A 15,745-nucleotide genomic window follows, 5' to 3' on the forward strand; every position below is an offset into this window, starting at 1 on the left:
CCTAACCAGCTGCGATCGCGTTGGCGACCTCGGTGGCCGCATACGAACCAGCACTAATACCAAGGGTTTTCACGAACATTTCGTGAATCGTCTCGGCCTGTGCGCTGACTGCCCGATACAAGGTGGCATGCGCTACGAACTGCGTCGCCGTCAAGGCCGAAACCTCGTCAGCGGCAGCCGGAACCACACCGGTGGTCGGAACCGAAGCCGCGGCGTTCTGCGCCGCCATCGCCGAACCGATCGCCTGCAAGCTGTTGGCCGCAGCCGTCAGCGCCTCAGGCTGCGTGGTCACGAAGGACATACTTCTCCTCACAGAAAACAGGCCGACCCACGTTGCCGGGCCAGCCATTACGGTGCTGTCGAACTACCGATTGCACGCGTCCACAGTTGCCCAAAATCGCGCGGATGTGATAGCTCGTTAACTGCTTCTTAACGGTTGGGCTGGAAGACTTAACACGGTGGCGCCCTCAGACACATCGATGTCACAAGAGACGGCCGCAGCGACCTGCCAGCACCGGTCGTACCCGCTGTGGCGTCGGCACGCTAGATTCGCCGCCGAGGCCCCCATAGCCCAATTGGCAGAGGCAGCGGACTTAAAATCCGCCCAGTGTCGGTTCGAGTCCGACTGGGGGCACCAAGTGCCACCTTGTTACGTCGCCACCACTACGGCCATTCTCGCTTTCGTCCGGGATTCCTGAGCTACCGTGACCGAGGTAGGGAGAGGACCGATCGACTCGCTGGGGGGCGATTCAATGGGGGTTAAAGAACACCTGGTGGGCACCGTGTGGGATGCCAGGCGTGGATACCGCACCGTCGAGATTGTCGCGGAGCTGGCCGCCTCGCCGTTGGGGCGCCGCTTCGCGGTCCGCAATTGGGATACCGGTCGGGTGACCCGCATGAGCCAGGTTGCGCTGGCCCGGAACTTTCGCCAACGCGCCATGACCGACGGTCACGCCGTTGACCTGCAGTTCGACGGCATGGCCGAACACCAGTAACGCCGATTTAACAATGTGCAGGGCGACGCTTAACCGGTGGTAACACACCCGTAATGACCGCTGGGCATGCTCCAGGGTATGAAACGCCTACTCCTGCTGATGAGCATGGCAGCCATGGTCGGCCTGGCGGCGCCCGCGCACGCTGACGGCAACGACGCAGGGTTTCTGGCCGCGCTGGACCAACAGGGCATTTCTCATAGCGCCGGGGCGGGCCAAACCGTCCTCGCCGGCCAAGCGGTGTGTGAATTGATGGACCGCGGCCTCTCGCCGGTGGATACCGTCAACGCGGTGCGCAGCACCAACCCCGCGATGACCGTGGAGCAATCCGCACGGTTCGCGGTGACCGCGGCCTCGGCCTTCTGCCCTCAGCACCTCTGATCCGCATAGTTGAGCATCCGCTACCAAAGCGCCGCGCCGATCGCGGCGCTTTTTGGTGTGTGATTTAGACCGCTTTTCGCACCGGAGGGTTAAGAGACTCTTAACACTGGTCGCGGCGGCTGCGTTGAAATTCGGGAGTTAGCGGCGATCGGGAAACTGCTGGACGAAAATGGTTGTTTGTTCGCTGTCCCGACTTGCGCCGGCACCGTGACTGAACTGTCTTTAAGGGAAGCCTGAGCTGGCGATGTGACCTAACCGACAGCGAGCCGACGGCGCGCCGAAACTCGTGCATTTTGAGCCGAATTACGCCACTAGACTTGATTGAAAGTCACGTCAAAAGGCATCGAAAGACGCCGAAAGACGTCATATCCGCCGACTTCGGAGTTGTGCTTCACGAGTGCACGCGCCGTCGTCAGCGTCCGATGACGATCGGACGACCACCACGCAAAGGCAGGTGCCGCTTTGGGCGCGAAAAACCAAAAAACCGGCCGGGCCGACACCCCGCCGGGTTTCTCGTACGTCGGCGAAGTCGCCGTGCACCAGGGTCCTGTCGGTGACATTGCGGTAAGCGCTGACGGCGGCCGGGTGGTGGTCACCAATTCCGGCAATGACAGCATTTCGTTGATCGATTACCGCGGCCACGAGCCGTTCATCCGCACGCTCACCGGCCTCGACGAACCGTTCGCATTGGCCATCGCCGGCGAGCGCGCCTATGTCAGCACGGTGTGGCCCGCCTACGACGCGATCGCGGTCATCGACATGGGCACCAACTATGTTGTCGACGTCCACCCGGTAGCACACAGCATCGCTGACCTGGCGGTCAGCCCGGACGGCGCGCACCTCTACGTCGCACGGACGGGTTCGGGCGGCGCCGACGTCGCAGTCCTGCACACCGCAACCGGACAGCTGGAAGCGATCGGCGCCGCCGAGACCCCGGGGACCGTCGCCCAGTGTGTGCGCGTCAGCCCGAATGGGCGTCGGATCTATCTCGCGACGAACACCGCATCCGGTGGGAATCTGGCGGTGATCGACGCCGGGCAGTCGCGCGTCATCGACATCGTCGAGATCGGCTCGCCGATCCGGGACGTCGCGATCAGCCCGGACGGCGGCACGGCGTATGTCGCCAGTTGCGGTCCCGACTTCGGCGCGGTTCTCGACGTCATCGACACCGGCAGTAACGCCGTGATCTGCACCCACAAGATCCCCGAGATCAGCGGGTGGCTCACCCAACTGGTGGTGAGCCGCGACGGGGCGCGGGCCTACCTTGTCGCCGACGAGGGCGTCGCGGTCCTGGGCATACCGACTCATGAGGTCATCGGCACCATTGCTGTGGGCCGTGCACCGTCGTGCGTGAGCGAGAGCCCGGACGGAACGCGCCTTTACATCGCCGACTACACCGGCGCCCTGGCGGTAGTGGAGTCGGCGTCGGCGAGTGGCTCGACGATCGGGTCGGCGGACGACGAACCCACCGTCGCGAACGAGTGGTTTTTGCCCGAGCTGCCGCAGCTCGAGTCCGCATGAGCTGACGGGCCGCGGCCCGCGGGCGCGCCCGGAATCATAAGCTGGACGTGATGTACGCCACGATGCAGAACGTCCCGTTGACGATCACCGCAATCTTGCGGCATGCCACGGTTGTGCACGGCGCGCGCAGGGTCACCACCGCGACCGGCAGCGGCTACCGTCAGTGCAGCTACGCGGAGCTGGGCGCACAGGCGGCGCAGCTGGCCAACGCATTGCGAAGGCTCGGCATCATCGGCGACCAGCGGGTCGCCACGTTCATGTGGAACAACGCCGAGCACCTGGCCACCTACCTGGCGGTCCCGTCGATGGGCGCGGTGCTGCACACCCTCAACATCAGGCTGTTTGCCGACCAGATCGTCTTCGTGGCCAATGAGGCCGAAGACCAGGTGGTGCTGGTCGACATGTCGTTGGCCGATCTGTTGGCGCCGGTTTTAGGGCGTCTGGACAGCGTGCACACGGTGATCGCCGTCGGTGACGGCGACTTGGCGCCGTTAAGCGAATCAGGCAAGACGGTGCTGCGCTTCGCCGATGTCGTCGCCGGCGAGCCGCGCGAATTCGACTGGCCGGAGATCGACGAGAACTCTGCGGCCGCGATGTGCTACACCAGCGGCACCACCGGACATCCCAAAGGGGTTGTCTACAGCCACCGTTCCAGCTATCTGCACACGATGGCGACCTGCACCAGCAACGGGATCGGCATCGGTGCCAGCGATTGCGTACTGCCGATTGTGCCGATGTTTCACGCCAACGCGTGGGGCCTGCCGTATGCGGCGTTGATGGCGGGCGCGGATCTGGTGTTGCCCGACCGCCATCTGGACGCCGAGTCGCTGGTCGGCCTGATCGAAACGCAGCGGCCCACCGTGGCCGGCGCAGTGCCGACCATCTGGAACGACATCCTGCACTACCTGGAGCGCGAACCCGACCATGATGTCTCGTCGCTGCGGCTGGTGGCGTCTGGCGGCTCGGCCGTGCCGGAATCGTTGATGCGTACGTTCCAGGAGAAGCACGGCGTGCAGATCCGCCAGTTGTGGGGGATGACCGAGACCTCGCCGCTGGCCACCATGGCGTGGCCGCCGCCCGGAACGCCGGACGATCAGTACTGGGCGCTGCGCGCGACCCAGGGGCGGCCGGTGTGCGGGGTGGAAGCCCGGATAGTCGATGACGATGACAACGTGTTGCCCAATGACGGCGTGGCCGTGGGCGAATTGGAGGTCCGCGGCCCCTGGATCACCGGCTCCTACTATGGTGGCGCCGACGAGTCCAGATTCCAGTCCGGTTGGCTGCGCACCGGGGACGTGGGCCGTATCGACGAACGCGGTTTCATCACGCTGACCGACCGTGCCAAGGACGTCATCAAATCCGGTGGAGAATGGATTTCGTCGGTCGAGCTGGAAAATTGCCTGATCGCGCACCCGGACGTGGTGGAAGCCGCCGTTGTCGGAGTGCCCGACGAGCGCTGGCAGGAAAGGCCGCTGGCGGTGGTCGTCGGCAAGAAAGACGGTTGTGTCGACGCCAGCGAATTGCGAAAGTACCTCTCGGACAAGGTTGCCCGCTGGTGGTTGCCGGAACGCTGGACCTTCGTCGACGAAATCCCGCGTACCAGTGTGGGAAAGTACGACAAGAAGGCCATCCGCTCCCGCTACGCCGAGAACGCCTATCAGGTCACGGAGGTGCGTGACTGACCTTCGGCCGCTGGTCGCTAACGTAAACGTATGAGCGCGAAGCGCGCGCTGGTGCTCGGCGGCGGGGGAATAGCGGGGATCGCGTGGGAAATCGGCATTTTGCGGGGCATCGCCGACGAGTCACCCACCACGGCGCGGGCGCTGCTGGATTTTGACGTGCTGGTGGGCACCTCCGCCGGCTCGGCGGTCGCGGCCCAGCTAAGCAGCGGCTGTGGTCTCGACGAGCTGTTCGCCAAGCAGGTCGCCGAGACCTCCACCGAGATCGATCCCGGCGTCGGTGTCGACGACATCACCGAGCTGTTCCTGGCGGCCATGGCCGAACCGGACATGCAACGCAAGCGGCAACGCATCGGGGCGGTGGCGCTGGCAGCAAGAACCGTGGCCGAGCCGGTGCGCCGCGAGGTGATCGCCCACCGGCTACCGTCGCACGACTGGCCAGAGGTGATCCTGCGGATCACCGCCATCGACACCGCCACCGGCGAACTCGTTGTCCTCGACCGTGACTCGGGTGCCGGACTGGTCGACGCGGTGGCGGCCAGTTGCGCGGTGCCGGGAGCCTGGCCGCCGGTGACGATCGGCGAGCGGCGCTACATGGACGGCGGAATCGGCAGCACGATCAACCTGGAGGTCGCCGGCGACTGCGGCGTGGCCGTGGTGCTGGTGCCAACCGGCGTGTCGGCGCCGTCGTCGTTCGGCGATGGGCCGGCCGCTGAGATCGCGGAGTTCGATGGTGCGGCTCTGGGTGTGTTCGCCGACGGCGACTCGCTGGCGGCATTCGGCTCCAATCCGCTCGACCCGCGCTGCCGCACGGGGTCAGCAGCGGCAGGGCGTGCGCAGGGGCGTCGCGAGGCCGCGCGGATCGGCGCGTTCCTAACCGGCGGCTGACGTGATCAGCGCCTCGAATTCGGTGATGACATCGTCGAGTGGGGTGGTGGATCGCTGCACGCGGCACAGGATGATCGCGCCTTCGATGGCAGCCAACGCCATCGTCGCCAGCCGATCTGCGCGTTGCTCGTTCACCCCGTCCACCACGATCGCCCCGACCAGCGCCTGATGCAGTCGCTGGAACGTCGCGGCGACAGTGGGTTGCAGGTGCTGCTCGTCGGGTGAGGCGCCGACGGCGACGGAGACCACCGGGCAGCCGGCGCTGAAGTCGGAGTCGAGCAGGACCTTGCGCCAGAACTTGCCGATGCGGCGCAGCGCGAAACCCGAACCTCGAGCGGCCGATTGCTCGACGATGTCGGCGATGGTGTCGCCGGCGAGAGTCAGTGCCTCGGAAAGGATCTCGCTGCGGCCACCCGGGAAGTGATGGTAGACCGAGCCCCTCGGTGACTGGCTACGGGAAAGGACCGCCTCAACCGTCACCCCACCGGCACCACGTTCCCGCAGCAGCTCGATCGAGCTGAGCAGCATTCTGCGCTTGGTGTCGGTCCGGACTCCCATTTCACCTCCACTATGCTATGGTGCATAGCATAGCATCTACCGGACGGGACCGGCGCTCATGACAAACGACTGGCAACAGACCGCATGCATCCTGTGTGAATGCAACTGCGGCATCGTCGTGCAACTGGACGGCCGGACACTGGCCAAGATCCGCGGCGACAAAAAACATCCCGCCTCCAAGGGCTACACCTGTAACAAGGCCCTGCGCCTGGATCATTACCAGAACAACCGCAACCGCTTGACCTCGCCGATGCGCCGGCGTCCGGACGGCGGCTACGAGGAGATCGACTGGGACACCGCGATTGCCGAGATCGCGGCCGGGTTTACCCACATCCGCGACACCTACGGCGGCGACAAGATCTTGTACTACGGCGGGGGCGGGCAGGGTAACCATCTCGGCGGCGCCTACAGCGGAGCGTTCCTCAAGGCCATCGGCGCTCGCTACCGCTCAAACGCGCTGGCCCAAGAAAAGACGGGTGAGGCCTGGGTCGATGCTCACTTTTACGGTGGCCACACCCGCGGCGAGTTCGAGCATGCCGAGGTCTCGGTATTCGTCGGCAAGAACCCGTGGATGTCACAAAGCTTCCCGCGTGCACGCACCGTGCTCAACGACATCGCCAAGAATCCACGCCGCTCGATGATCGTCATCGATCCGGTACTCACCGACACCGCCAAGATGGCCGACCTTCATCTACGGGTCCGGCCGGGAACCGACGTGTGGTGTCTGGCGGCGATGGCCGCCGTGTTGGTCCAGGAAGATCTGTGCAACGAAGAGTTTCTGGCGAGCCATGTCAGCGGCGCAGATGTGGTTCGAGAGGTATTGCGCGACATCGATATCGACGACTACGCGCATCGCTGCGGCGTAGATCCGGAATTGATACGCGCCGCGACGCGGCGTATCGCGGGTGCGGACAGCGTCGCGGTTTTCGAAGATCTCGGCATACAGCAGGCGCCCAACAGCACCGTGTGCTCGTATTTGAACAAGTTGCTGTGGATTCTTACCGGCAGCTTCGCCAAACGCGGTGGGCAGCATTTGCATTCGTCGTTCGGTCCGCTCCTGCGGCACAGCACCGACGTCGGTCGAACACCGGTGACCGGCGCGCCCGTGCTCGGTGGATTGGTGCCCAGCAACGTTGTGCCGCAGGAGATTCTGTCGGATCACCCTGACCGGTTCCGTGCTCTGATCGTGGAGAGCAGCAACCCGGCTCACTCGCTGGCCGACTCCGGCGCCTGCCGGGTGGCATTCGAATCGCTGGAACTGATGGTCGTCATCGACGTGGCCATGACCGAGACGGCTCGGTTGGCCCACTACGTGCTGCCGGCGGCCAGCCAGTTCGAAAAACCGGAAGCGACGTTTTTCAATTTCGAGTTTCCGCGCAACACTTTTCACCTTCGTCACCCGCTGCTTGACCCGTTGCCCGGGACACTGTCCGAACCCGAGATCTGGGCGCGCTTGGTGCGCGCACTCGGGGTCGTCGACGATGCCGAGCTACGACCGCTACGGGCCGCGGCCGAAGCAGGTCTCGACGCTTATGCGGTCGCGTTCATGCAAGCGGTCAGCGCAAACCCGATGTTCGGAAAAGTTCTTCCCTACGTGTTGTATGAAACCCTCGGGCCCACCTTGCCCGACGGGTTAGCGGGTGCGGCCGCATTGTGGGGTCTGGCGCAAAACGTTGCGCAGGCGTACCCGGACGCGATTCGCCGCGCCGGGCACCGCGACGGCAACGCGCTGTTCGAAGCGATCCTGACGAACCGCTCCGGGGTGACGTTCACCCTGCATGAATACGCCGACGACTTCGCCCTGATCCGGCACGCGGATCGCAAGATTCACCTCGACACCATGCCGGAGCTGCTGGAGGAGATCCGCAGATTGCCCGACGTTCCTACCCAATACACGACGGCCGAGTTTCCGATCGTGCTCTCGGCGGGCGAGCGTCGGCCGTTCACCGCCAACGACATCCTTCGTGATCCGTCTTGGCGCAAGCGTGATGTCGAGGGAGCGCTGCGCGTCAGCGTCGAAGATGCTCAGGAGCTGGGATTGGTCGACGGCGCTCAGGCCCGGATTACGACTCCGGCCGGCGGTGCCATGGCGACGGTGGAGATCAGTGAAACCATGCTGCCAGGGCACGCGTCGCTGCCCAACGGGTACGGCCTTGACTTCACCGACGAGGCCGGCGCGGTGCGGATTCCCGGGGTGGCCCCCAATTCATTGACGTCGACGCAATGGCGTGACGAGTACGCGGGCACGCCGTGGCACAAGCATGTTCCCGCCCGCATCGAGTCGATCCATTAGCCGCGGGTGACCTTGGCGCGCACAGCGACTCAAAGTTGCAGCGGCGGAAGGTTAGCGCGCGACACAGGGACGAAGAAGAATCCAACTTCCTGAGGCAACAACTGGCCCTCGTCGAATGAGTCGCACAACGTTCGAGCAGGATCTCGGCGAGCCGTTCGGGTTCACTGACCATTGCGTCGTGGCAGGTGTCGATCGAATAAATCCTGTCCACACCGCCGAGCGCGTCGATGCTGGACCGCTGCTTGGCTTCGGAGAACACTCGATCGCGCAATGTCATAACCCATGTCCGGGAGATCCCCTCTGGCATGTCCCGGCGGCTAACCGTTTCCGCGATGATCGCTGTCGACTCCGGATAGAGCCTGGACTTTACGAATTGGCGCTGGGCGCGGGTCATTCCGTTGCAGCACATGAACGTTGCCACCGCAGGCAATTTGAGGGACATGCCGAACCTGGCGCCCATTCGAACGAACTGGGTTATCGGGGGACCCAAGACATGTGCCATATCACTTCCTTGCGGTGGCACGCATGTCGTCACGAAAACAGCCTCAGCGACGCGAGTCGCGCCCAGCTTGCTCACTACCCCCGGCATGATCAGACCTGCCATTGAGTGCCCAGCCACAACCACCCTGCGTAGGCCGGCCCGATCGACATCGCTCACAACCGAATCGACCCAGTCGCGGATGGTTGCTGTGCGCAGGTCACCCGGCTTGGCTCGATGACCGGGCAAATCGACCGCAAGTACCCGCAATCCAGGCGCAGCGCGACTTAACGTTCCAATCACTGGATCCCAGCAATCTGCGGCATGAGAGCCGCCGTGGATGAGAACGAGATCAGGGATTGGCATGGGCACCGATGGTACTACAGGAATTTGGTCGTTAAATGTGTCAACAGCGTTGCGGGGCCTGTGAATTGATCAAAGGCAGGTGCGATCCGGTATCCCTACGGCGCACAACGTATTTCAGCCGGGTGCATCAGGGCGCGGTAGGCGTATGTGTAGGAGGTGAGGGGCCGGCGTCCAGTGTGTCCAGGGCGCGGCTGGTCAGCTCGCGACCGATTTCGATCACCTCGGCGGCGCGGTGGAATTCCAGGCTGCGACAGGCCGAACGGGGCACCTCGATCAGTAGATCGGGGGGATATGCGGCGAGGATGTGGCGGGCCAGTGCGGCCTGGGCGATGTCGATCGTCCGATTCATCACCTCGAAACGGCCGCCGAGTCGGGGGGCTTCGGGCACCTCCTCGGAGTAGTCTTCCGGCTGCGCGACGGCCTCGGCCTCGCTTTCGGTGGTCGATGCGCCGAACCTGTTGAGGACCGCCCGTGCTGCCGGTCGCTCCAGCAGCGCGGAGGTACTGCGCATCATGCGGTTCAGCCACTCGGCGGCCGGGCGGGGTTCTGCTTCGCGCTCGCCCTCGGTTTCGTCGCCGCTCAAGCTGACCGCGATGGTCAGATCGGCATTGGCGGCCGCGATCGGCGCCATCGGCAGCGGATCGAGAATGCCCCCGTCGGCCAGCAGCCGCCTGTCGACGACGTGCGGGGCAATCATTCCGGGGATGGCGATCGATGCCCGGATGGCTTCATGGACGGGGCCGCGCTGCAACCACACCGACTTTCCGGCGATCAGGTCAGTGGTCACCGCGGTATACGGAATGGGCAACTCCTCGATGGCGACCGCGCCGAGGATCTCGCGCACGACGTCCAGGATCTTTTCGGCCCGCAGCACTCCTGCGGCGGTGATGGACGGGTCGAGCAGCCGCAAGAGCGCGCGCTGCGTCAGCGCCTTGGCCCAGTCGGCGAAGTCGTCGAGCCGTCCCGCCGCCTGCACGCCGCCCACCAGTGCACCCATCGACGAACCGGCGATCCCGACGATCTGGTAGCCGCGGGCCCGCAGCTCGTCGATCACCCCGATGTGGGCGTATCCGCGCGCACCGCCGCTGCCCAAAGCCAGCGCGACCCTCGTCGGCGACGATCCACTACCGCGGTGCGCATCGGCGGGCGCGGAACCGGGTGTGTTCACTGGATCGCTCTGGGGCATTCCCCCATTTTTTACACCGTGATCCGAATCAACCGCACTCGTCGTTGGCGGCCGCGTGGACGGCCAGGATCACCGCCGCCTGCCGAGCCGGCGTCAGCTTGGCCCAGGTCGTGTTCCAGGTGCCCGCGCCGCTGACGCCGGGAGCCTGAATGCTCGCCAGATACGGCTCGATCAACAAATGCGGGTCGCCGGACCGCTCCTGCATCCACGTTTTCGCAGCGTGACAGGCCTGGAAATACTCCTCTTCGGTCGACGCCGCCGGGACGTCGACCCGGGTCGTCACTCCCGCGGGCGACACCGCGACCCGCTCCGGCGGCGCCGCAGCGCCGGGCGATGCGGGTGGCGGCGCGGTCTGGTTGCCGCCGCCTGCCGAGCACCCTGCGATCGCCACGACGACGGCGCCGCACAGCGTGCGGGGACAACGACACCGGTGCACGCGGTCAATCTATGCAACACTGGCGCTCGTGATGGAACGAACCGGATTTTGGGAGTGTCGTCGGGCCTAGCCCGAGCGACGATCCGGGTCGAAACGGCCCGAGGAGAAGCCGGGCGACAGGCCCAGCAGCCCCGACCCGTCCATCCCATTTGGAGTCGTTCCATGCTTTCGGCAAACGCGCTCGCCCATCCTGTACTGCCCCGCCTGTCCTTGGCGGCGCCCACCCGGTTGCGGCTGCCCGACCTTTTTCATGCCACCGACCGGGCCGCAGACGACGTGCTCAGCGGTCGCTACGACCACCTCTTGCCGGCCCGGGGAGTGCCGACCGACCACCGGTGGTTCACACGGCTCCACAGCGACGACGAGCTCGATATCTGGCTGATCAGCTGGGTGCCCGGACACGCCACCGAACTACATGACCATGGCGGATCGTTGGGCGCGCTGACTGTGCTGTCCGGCTCGCTCGACGAGTTCCGTTGGGACGGTGAGCAGCTACGCCGCCGTCGCCTCAAGGCCGGCGACCAGGCGGGCTTTCCGTTGGGCTGGGTCCACGACGTGGTGTGGGCGCCGGGCGTGGCCCCGACAGGTCCGACGATCAGCGTGCACGCGTATTCGCCGCCGCTGACCGTGATGTCGTACTACGAGGTCACCGCCGGCAACACACTGCGTAAGCGGCGCACCGAGTTGACCGACCAGCCCGAAGCAGCGCGATGAGGAGGAGCCGGACAATCAAGACAGAGAGTCGCATTGACCAAGTCCTCGAACGGGCCCGCGGCCGGCTGGTCCGGTTGTCCGCCGACCAGGTGCCCGAAGCGCTGCGTCGCGGTGCGGTCTTAGTAGACATCCGGCCGGCGGCCCAGCGCGCCCGGGAAGGAGAGGTGCCGGGAGCGCTGGTGATCGAGCGCAACGTGCTCGAGTGGCGCTGCGACCCCACCAGCGACGCCCGGCTGCCGCAAGCGGTCAACGATGAGGTCGAGTGGGTGATCCTCTGCTCGGAGGGCTACACGTCGAGCCTCGCCGCCGCGGCGCTACAGGATCTGGGCCTGCACCGGGCCACCGACGTCGTCGGCGGTTATCACGCGCTGGTTAACGCCGGTGTGTTCGATCAGATTCAGCGGTGAGTGAAGTTTGCCGGCCGTTTCTCGACGAACGCCGCCATTCCCTCCGACTGATCGTGGGTGGCGAAGGTGGAGTGAAACAGCCGGCGTTCGTACAGCAACCCTTCGGCCAACGTCGTTTCGAAGGCGCGGTTCACCGCTTCCTTGGCCATTCGTGTCGCTGACAGCGACATATTCGCAATAGTGGTCGCGGCGGCTTTCGCTTCGGTGAGCAGATCGTCTGCCGGAACTACCCGGGAAACCAGGCCGCTGCGTTCGGCCTCGGCGGCGTCGATGGTGCGGCCGGTCAGGATCAAGTCCATCGCTTTGGCTTTGCCGATGGCCCGCGTCAGCCGCTGTGTGCCGCCCATCCCGGGCAGCACACCCAGCTTGATCTCGGGTTGGCCGAATTTGGCTGTGTCAGCGGCGATCAGCAGGTCGCACATCATCGCCAGCTCACAGCCGCCGCCGAGGGCATGCCCGGCCACCGCGGCGATTGTCGGGGTCCGCACCGCCGCGAATTTGGCCCAGGGCGCGAAGAAGTCGGCGCCGAAGACGTCGGCGAACGACAGCGCTGACATCTCCTTGATGTCGGCACCGGCGGCGAAGGCCTTCGCCGAACCGGTGACGATGATCGCCCCGATATCCGGGTCGTCATCGAAATCAGCTGCAGCCGTGACGACTTCGTTCATCATCTGGCTGTTGAGCGCGTTGAGCGCCTGCGGCCGGTTCAGCGTGATCGTGCCGACCCGCCCGTCGCGGTCCACCAGAATCGTTTCGTAACTCATGCCTTCTCCTCGAAGCTCAGATCGGGTTCTGCGGGAGCGAAATACGCTTCGACGTCGGCCGCGGTGACTTCCTCCAGGGTGGCCGGCGACCATTTCGGATTGCGGTCCTTGTCGATCAGTTGAGCACGGATGCCCTCGACCAGGTCATGTGAGCGCAGCGATCCGCAGGACACCCGGTATTCCTGTGTCAGAACGTCTTCCAGCGTGGCCAGCTTGGCGGCGCGGCGCACCGCCTCCAACGTCACCGACAGCGCGATGGGGGAGCGGGTGGCGATGACGTCAGCGGCATCATTGGCGGGTTTGGCGTCGTGAGCGCGCAGCGCGGCCACGATGTCGGCGACGGTGTTGCCGGTATAGCACTCGTCGATCCAATCACGTTGCGCCACAATATCGCTGGGTGGTGGGTCGACGGCGTGAGCGGCAAGCGCCCGCTCCACGCCATCGGCGACGATCGCCCGGCAGAACTTGTCGAGCTCGTCGTGCGGCACGTAGTGGTCGGCGAATCCCAGCGCGATCGCGTCGGCGCCGGAAAACGGTTCCCCGGTAAGGGCTACGTGCAGACCCAGCGACCCCGGCGCACGTGAGAGCAGGTAGGTGCCGCCGACGTCGGGAATGAACCCGATGCCCACCTCGGGCATCGCCATCTTGGTGGTATCGGTGACCACCCGAACGTTCGCGTGTGAGCCGACGCCCACTCCGCCGCCCATCACGATGCCGTCCATCAGCGACACGTACGGCTTGGCGAAGCGGCCGATCTGCGCATTGAGCAGGTATTCGTCGTACCAGAATCGCCGTGCCGCAACACCGTCGGCACGGGCGCTGTGGTAGATCGCCACGACGTCGCCACCTGCGCACAGTCCACGTTCCCCGGCGCCGGTAAGCACCACGGCACGCACCGCGTCGTCGGCTTCCCACTCGGTGAGCACCGCACTCAACACGTTGACCATGTTTTGGTTCAGCGAATTGATCGCCTTAGGGCGGTTGAGGGTCAAAAAGCCGATGCCGTCGTCGATGCGGGTCAAGACCTCGTCGGATTCGTGCGTCACGACGAGCAATCTAGATCGCTACCCGGTTTGCCTTGCCCGCGGGTAAGGTTTACGTCGAGATGGTCATGCGCCGGGAACCCGGCAGGACCGCGGTTCGTTGAGCAGGTGTTCGCACAGCTCGAGTCACACCACAAGAGAGGATCCGACGGTGCGGGAGACTAGCAACCCGGTATTCCGATCGCTGCCCAAGCAGCGTGGCGGATACGCGCAGTTCGGTACGGGCACGGCTGCCGCCGCGACCCAGTATGGGCATGCGGACCCCTATGCGACTCCGTATGTCGACCAGCGGGCCGGTGTCGCGCGCCCGCTGACCATCGACGACGTCGTCACTAAGACCGGTATCACTTTGGCGGTGCTCTCGGCTGTCGCCGTGGTCTCGTATTTCATGGTGCGGGCCAACGAGGCGCTGGCCGCGCCGTTCACGTTCGTCGGCGCTTTCGGCGGCCTGGCGTTGGTGCTGATCGCCACCTTCGGCCGCAAGCAGGACAATCCGCCGATCGTGCTGGCCTACGCCGCGCTGGAGGGATTGTTCCTCGGCGCCATCTCCTTCGTGCTGGCGAACTTCGCGGTGTCCACCACCAACGCCGGGGCCCTGATCGGCCAGGCGATTCTGGGCACCCTCGGGGTATTCGCCGGGATGCTCGTCGTGTACAAGACCGGCGCCATCCGCGTCACTCCGAAGTTCTCCCGGATGATCGTCGCCGGGCTGTTCGGGGTGTTGGCTCTCATGATCGGCAACCTGGTGTTGGCGATGTTCGGCGTGGGCCACGGTGAGGGCCTCGGCCTGCGCAGCGGCGGCCCGTTGGCGATCATCTTCTCGCTGGTCTGCATCGGCCTGGCCGCGTTCAGCTTCCTCATCGACTTCGACGCGGCTGACCAGATGATTCGCGCCGGCGCGCCGGAGAAGGCCGCCTGGGGCATCGCACTGGGTCTGACCGTGACCCTGGTCTGGCTCTACATCGAGATCCTGCGTCTGCTCAGCTATCTACAAAGCGAGTAACGCCATCGGGGGTCGCAAACCGGCACGCCACACGGCGTGCCGGTTTTGCTTTGCGTTGACTCTGCGCTGACCAAGGTGGCTACTCGCACTTTTGCCTGGTAGCCGCAGAGTCAACGCAGTTTGTCGGTGCCGACGGCCACCATGCCCGCATGGGGGAATTGGGGAAACAGCCGTTTGTTGGCTCCGAGGCGCTTGCTGCGGGCATCGTCAGCTGGCATGAGCTGGGCAGGTACTACCAGGCGATCATGCCGAACGTCTATGTGGAAAGCCGGCTGCAGCCCTCGTTGCGCCAACGCATAGTCGCGGCCTGGCTGTGGTCTGGGCGTAAAGGCGTCATCGCCGGCGCCGCCGCGTCGGCGCTGCATGGGGCGAAGTGGGTGGATGCCGACACCGTCGTGGAGTTGATTTGGCGCAATGCCAGAGCCCCCAAGGGCGTGAAAACCCGCAATGAGCTGTTGTTGGATGGTGAAACCCAGCAGCTGGGCGGCCTCTATGTGACGACGCCGGAGCGCACCGCGTTCGATCTGGCCAGGCGAGGAACCATCAGGCAGGCCGTCGCCAGGCTCGACGCGCTTGCCGCCGCGACCGACTTCAAGGTGAGCGATGTCCAAGAGCTCGCGGCTAACCATCGGCATACCCGCGGCCTTCGTCAGCTGGAAGTCGTGCTCGATCTCGTCGACGCAGGAGCACAGTCGCCGAAGGAAACGTGGTTGCGGCTATTACTGATAGACGCTGGCTTCCCCAGGCCACGCACTCAGATTCCCGTTCCCGGTCCCAATGGCTCTACGTACTTCCTCGACATGGGTTGGGAAGACCTCATGCTGGCGGTCGAGTACGACGGTGATCAACATCGGACGAGCAGGTCACAGTACGTCTGGGACGCCACGCGGCTCGAGTACTTGATCGGAATCGGTTGGACTCATATCCGGGTGCTATCCGAGCACCGTGGCTGTGACGTCATCCGCCGGGTTAAGCGCGCCTGGGACGGATTGACTCTGCGCTGACCAAGGGGGCTACTCGCACTTTTGCCTGGTAG

Annotated in this window: 16 protein-coding genes, 1 tRNA gene and 1 pseudogene; 11 read left to right on the plus strand and 7 right to left on the minus strand. The window is 65.0% G+C overall.

What is annotated here, in order from left to right; translation table 11 throughout:
• Position 1 precedes the first annotated feature (1 nt).
• On the minus strand, positions 2 to 301 hold the full coding sequence (locus tag MSP7336_RS10880) for a PE family protein (RefSeq protein ID WP_069398208.1): 300 nt from the start codon (positions 299 to 301) through the stop codon (positions 2 to 4).
• A gap of 259 nt (positions 302 to 560) precedes the next feature.
• On the opposite strand from MSP7336_RS10880, the gene MSP7336_RS10885 reads away from it, so the two are divergent.
• From MSP7336_RS10885 to MSP7336_RS10910, 6 genes are all read left to right on the plus strand, one after another.
• Positions 561 to 637: transfer RNA gene (locus MSP7336_RS10885), tRNA-Leu, on the plus strand.
• Between the two features lie 115 nt (positions 638 to 752).
• A complete protein-coding gene (locus MSP7336_RS10890; protein WP_113963687.1) occupies positions 753 to 995 on the plus strand; it encodes a hypothetical protein in 243 nt (80 codons plus the stop codon).
• Positions 996 to 1,073: 78 nt separating this feature from the next.
• Complete coding sequence (locus tag MSP7336_RS10895) at positions 1,074 to 1,373, plus strand: DUF732 domain-containing protein (protein ID WP_069397767.1); 300 nt, start codon at positions 1,074 to 1,076, stop codon at positions 1,371 to 1,373.
• A 462-nt stretch (positions 1,374 to 1,835) separates the two neighbouring features.
• Positions 1,836 to 2,894, plus strand: a complete 1,059-nt coding sequence (locus tag MSP7336_RS10900) for a YncE family protein (RefSeq protein WP_069397720.1) — start codon at positions 1,836 to 1,838, stop codon at positions 2,892 to 2,894.
• Positions 2,895 to 2,944: 50 nt separating this feature from the next.
• Positions 2,945 to 4,576 carry a long-chain fatty acid--CoA ligase gene (locus MSP7336_RS10905; protein WP_069397721.1) on the plus strand — a complete coding sequence of 544 codons (1,632 nt, stop codon included), beginning with the start codon at positions 2,945 to 2,947 and terminating at the stop codon, positions 4,574 to 4,576.
• A gap of 30 nt (positions 4,577 to 4,606) precedes the next feature.
• Complete coding sequence (locus tag MSP7336_RS10910) at positions 4,607 to 5,461, plus strand: patatin-like phospholipase family protein (RefSeq protein ID WP_113963688.1); 855 nt, start codon at positions 4,607 to 4,609, stop codon at positions 5,459 to 5,461.
• Here MSP7336_RS10910 and MSP7336_RS10915 read toward each other — a convergent pair.
• Positions 5,447 to 6,019 carry a TetR/AcrR family transcriptional regulator gene (locus MSP7336_RS10915; RefSeq protein ID WP_084226605.1) on the minus strand — a complete coding sequence of 191 codons (573 nt, stop codon included), beginning with the start codon at positions 6,017 to 6,019 and terminating at the stop codon, positions 5,447 to 5,449. The genes MSP7336_RS10910 and MSP7336_RS10915 overlap by 15 nt on opposite strands.
• A gap of 58 nt (positions 6,020 to 6,077) precedes the next feature.
• Here MSP7336_RS10915 and MSP7336_RS10920 point away from each other — a divergent pair, with 58 nt between their 5' ends.
• A complete protein-coding gene (locus tag MSP7336_RS10920; RefSeq protein ID WP_113963689.1) occupies positions 6,078 to 8,312 on the plus strand; it encodes a molybdopterin-dependent oxidoreductase in 2,235 nt (744 codons plus the stop codon).
• Positions 8,313 to 8,568: 256 nt separating this feature from the next.
• Here MSP7336_RS10920 and MSP7336_RS24565 read toward each other — a convergent pair.
• From MSP7336_RS24565 to MSP7336_RS10935, 3 genes and pseudogenes are all read right to left on the minus strand, one after another.
• Positions 8,569 to 9,156 (minus strand): annotated as a pseudogene (locus MSP7336_RS24565) (alpha/beta hydrolase); the annotation flags it as partial.
• 127 nt (positions 9,157 to 9,283) lie between these two features.
• Positions 9,284 to 10,342, minus strand: coding sequence for a patatin-like phospholipase family protein (locus tag MSP7336_RS10930; RefSeq protein WP_113963690.1), 1,059 nt, complete (start codon positions 10,340 to 10,342; stop codon positions 9,284 to 9,286).
• Positions 10,343 to 10,370: 28 nt separating this feature from the next.
• The gene (locus tag MSP7336_RS10935) at positions 10,371 to 10,778 is read right to left on the minus strand and encodes a lipoprotein LpqV (protein ID WP_425325742.1); all 408 of its coding nucleotides are present in this window, start codon (positions 10,776 to 10,778) and stop codon (positions 10,371 to 10,373) included.
• A 162-nt stretch (positions 10,779 to 10,940) separates the two neighbouring features.
• Here MSP7336_RS10935 and MSP7336_RS10940 point away from each other — a divergent pair, with 162 nt between their 5' ends.
• Complete coding sequence (locus MSP7336_RS10940) at positions 10,941 to 11,492, plus strand: cysteine dioxygenase (RefSeq protein WP_069397726.1); 552 nt, start codon at positions 10,941 to 10,943, stop codon at positions 11,490 to 11,492.
• Positions 11,489 to 11,899: a rhodanese-like domain-containing protein gene (locus tag MSP7336_RS10945; protein WP_069397727.1), complete on the plus strand. Its 411-nt coding sequence runs from the start codon at positions 11,489 to 11,491 to the stop codon at positions 11,897 to 11,899. The genes MSP7336_RS10940 and MSP7336_RS10945 overlap by 4 nt, the downstream gene beginning before the upstream one ends.
• On the opposite strand, the gene MSP7336_RS10950 is transcribed toward MSP7336_RS10945, so the two are convergent.
• Together MSP7336_RS10950 and MSP7336_RS10955 are read right to left on the minus strand one after the other, a co-directional pair.
• Positions 11,890 to 12,663 carry an enoyl-CoA hydratase gene (locus MSP7336_RS10950; protein ID WP_069397728.1) on the minus strand — a complete coding sequence of 258 codons (774 nt, stop codon included), beginning with the start codon at positions 12,661 to 12,663 and terminating at the stop codon, positions 11,890 to 11,892. The two genes, MSP7336_RS10945 and MSP7336_RS10950, sit on opposite strands and share 10 nt — an antisense overlap.
• Positions 12,660 to 13,709 (minus strand): enoyl-CoA hydratase/isomerase family protein, encoded by a 1,050-nt coding sequence (locus tag MSP7336_RS10955; RefSeq protein WP_113963691.1) that lies wholly within the window; start codon positions 13,707 to 13,709, stop codon positions 12,660 to 12,662. Before MSP7336_RS10955 ends, MSP7336_RS10950 begins: the two co-directional genes overlap by 4 nt.
• A gap of 148 nt (positions 13,710 to 13,857) precedes the next feature.
• Between MSP7336_RS10955 and MSP7336_RS10960 the strand changes: the two genes are divergently transcribed.
• The gene (locus MSP7336_RS10960; protein WP_069397730.1) at positions 13,858 to 14,709 is read left to right on the plus strand and encodes a Bax inhibitor-1/YccA family protein; all 852 of its coding nucleotides are present in this window, start codon (positions 13,858 to 13,860) and stop codon (positions 14,707 to 14,709) included.
• 149 nt (positions 14,710 to 14,858) lie between these two features.
• The gene (locus MSP7336_RS10965) at positions 14,859 to 15,713 is read left to right on the plus strand and encodes a hypothetical protein (protein ID WP_069397731.1); all 855 of its coding nucleotides are present in this window, start codon (positions 14,859 to 14,861) and stop codon (positions 15,711 to 15,713) included.
• Positions 15,714 to 15,745 lie beyond the last annotated feature (32 nt).

Source organism: Mycobacterium shimoidei, from assembly GCF_900417275.1.
Classification (GTDB): Bacteria; Actinomycetota; Actinomycetes; order Mycobacteriales; family Mycobacteriaceae; genus Mycobacterium; species Mycobacterium shimoidei.